1 protein-coding gene is annotated in these 3,288 nt (G+C 30.5%); it reads right to left on the reverse strand.

Annotation, left to right across the window (positions count from 1 at the left end; translation table 11 throughout):
* Positions 1 to 125 precede the first annotated feature (125 nt).
* Positions 126 to 2,942, reverse strand: a complete 2,817-nt coding sequence (locus tag ABH960_RS29450; RefSeq protein ID WP_404449971.1) for an AAA domain-containing protein — start codon at positions 2,940 to 2,942, stop codon at positions 126 to 128.
* Positions 2,943 to 3,288: the final 346 nt, after the last annotated feature.

Consider the following 3,288-nt stretch of genomic DNA (forward strand, 5'->3'; position numbering starts at 1 on the left):
TCCTTTCCTATGATTCTACAGAAAGAATAGCGTATTTTTTCATTTTAGGGGGGATTTTATTTTGTTAGCTTGATAGCGATGTGGCGGTACCCCTACTATGTTAAAAATAAAATTAGATAACGCCCTTATTCTATCTTTACAGTTTCTATCGATAAATATTTAAAAGCTGTATCAAAATATTCCTTTTTTCCCCAAGTATCTGAATTACCAATTACAACAAAATATTTTTTTGCTCTGCTTGCTGCAACGTTTAATAGATTTGGAGTACTGGATGCCCAATCTAACGGTCCTGTTCGCTGATCATCTACTCCCAAAACTAAAATAACTAATGGAGCTTCTTTTCCTTGGAAAGTATGAACCGTTCCGATCTCTATTTTTTTGTTTTCTACTGAATTTTTGTTTAACTGTTTTAACTTTTGAACAACACTTACAAAAGGTGAAATAATGTAGCAATCTTCCCCTGGATTATCTTGCGTAAACTTATTGGCAATCTCAATTGCTTTTTTTCCTTGATCAGGAATAAAGTGATTTCCTGAGCCAGTAGTTCTTCCTTCTATATTCAACCATTGACTCATGTACATTGGGTCCTGTACCATATTTTTGGTCTTAGTCGCGTGTAACATTTTGTCTTGATATGTTGTTTTATTACATATCTCAAACATAGGGCTCTCACAACGTCTATGAACACGAAGCGGTGACCCCAACCACTTTGTGTTATTTTTGGAATCACTCATTGTTCCGCCAAATTTGTTATTAAGATCAGCAAATTCTTGTACACTTACTTCACTTCTAGTTAAATGATAGAAAAATGAGCTTTCACTCGTAATTCCAGCACTTTCATTTGCTATTAATTTGAGCTGATCATCAGTCAACGTTACAACCGGAGGTATTTGTAATGGATCACCTACCACCACAACATTTTTAGAACGCCAAATGGCTCCAATTGCAGATTGTGGTGTAGCTTGACCTGCCTCATCAATAAACAACCAACCAATATCTTCCGTTTTCAAATCCCTTAAAAATCTTGAAACAGAAGCAAATGTTGAAGAAATTATAGGTGTAAGTAGGAATATGGTATCAAACATCGCTTGGATGAAGTCTTCCCTTTGCCTTTCATTAATTTGAGAATCAAGATTTACTTTTTCTTTCCCTCCTAAAAAATAGGCCTTTGCTAAAGTTAAATTTTTTTCTATTTTGTCCTGGTTTTTAATTAAGAAAGTACAATACTCATCCATCATTGTTTTGAATAGCCTACTCCGAACACAATTTATACGATATTCTTCATTATCACCATCAATATTAACAAATTGTTTTTTTGATGATTGCCATTTTTCATCATCTATATCATCAAAGTCATCGATTACTTGTGCGGTTTTAATCATACTTGATATCTGTTTTTCTAAACTATCAAAGGAATACTCAGCATTTTCATGTACATTACACAGATCATTAAGCTCATCTGAAATATTTTGAAAATATTGTTTTATATTTGCTGATTTCCCCATTGCGGCTGATATTTTACCCCAGCAACTTTCATCCTTGCTAAATCCTAAAAACTTGTAATTATTTTTCAATAAATCCTCATCTTTAGGCAAATCCATACTTATATTTTCAACAGCAGCATTATTATTTGATGTAACTAAAATACGATATTCTTTAAGTTTTGAATGAAAAGAATAATAATAATCCTCTTGTCCCTCAGAAAATTGTATTTTTGTAAATAAATCCTGTGTTTCCTTTAAAAACTTTACTTTTTCAAAAATAATATTTGCAAATACATCTTTTAACAATGTAGTTTTACCAGTACCGGGAGGACCGTTTACAGAAAAAATAAAACCCTCTTTTTCCTTTGAATTTGCAATAATAAGATTTAAAGCTACCTGCTGCATTAGTCCTAGCGGAAAACCTGAAGGCCATCTCGTAATTGGGATATTTCGTAAAATTCTTTTTATCTCGCTAATACTCTCATTATTAAAAAAGTCTACTCTTTCTCCTGAATTTTTTAATGTTTCCCAGTTATCTAAGGCTAAATATGTTTTTAATGCTTTACCTATCTTTTCATACTTAATGTTATGCTTTACTTTCTCCAAATCTTCAATATAGAAACTATTTACTCCAACATACTCTTTGTATGTAAGTCGAATATTCTTCTCATAATCCTTATCACTAGAAAATCGAAAAACTCCTTCTTTATCGAAGTGGCTATGTTTTATGTATGATTTCAATGTGCTTTGAATGTTTCGAGAAAGTTCTAACCAGTTTTTATATCTAACATGTATAAACTTTATACTCTTAGCCAATTCTACGTGTTCTTCAGACTCAGTAAATTCTAAATCATTACTGATTTTACTATAATTTTCACTTTCAATTACTGATGTTATTGCACTTATTAAATCCATCTCTAAATCTTTTAAACTTTTTCCAGGGCGAAGAAAATACTTAATTATAGGACTAACTACCACACTGGATTCTAATGTTGTATCCTTTATTGGCTTTAGCATATGATCTAATTGAATATGAATAAGAAAACTATTAGGGAATCCTTGAAAATCAGTAAAGCTTATTTTCTTGTCAAATTCATTAGAAAAGTATCTTAGCACTTCTTCTTTTGCAACAGGTAAATAGAATAACGATGCTTTTGCATCCATTAAATACTTACCTTTTGCACTTTCTCCCTTTTTTTGTAGAAACATTTGCATATAATTTTGAGGTGAACCATTGGGCCTTATAAAATCAAAGTACTCAAGGTTAGGTTCTCTATGAAAATAATTTTTAAAATTAATAAGGCTTAATGATTCTTTATCACAATTCATAAAATTAAAATGTTCTAGTTCAATGAAATAATTCATTACTTTTGAGGCTACTTCTTTATGATCGTTATTCTTAATTTCTTTCTTTTTACTATTAAAAATTAAAGAAAATACTTTCTTTAAACCATTCATTATTAATCTCCTTTGATAGAAATATAGTTTTACCTAAATTATACCAAATTTTCTATTGAAATATAGTCAGATTAAATCAAATAATTTCCTATAAGAAGCTAACTCTAGTTTTTTATTTATCATGATTTCTTATTCTGATAGTGATGTGGCGCTCCCCCTATAATGAATATATTGTTTGATCGTTAGTATTTGAATGCATCCAATCAAATGTTGTTTATGTGCAATCATGATGAGAAAAAGAGCATCCTTATATAGTAATCTGTACCCTTTGTAAAGGACATTTTGAAAAAAGTTAGGCAACATCAAGAAGATGATTTCTGTATCCAACAGGAGTCATCTTTTTTAA

The sequence above is a fragment of the Bacillus sp. RC252 genome (assembly GCF_044909215.1).
Lineage (GTDB): Bacteria > Bacillota > Bacilli > Bacillales > Bacillaceae_G > Bacillus_A > Bacillus_A mycoides.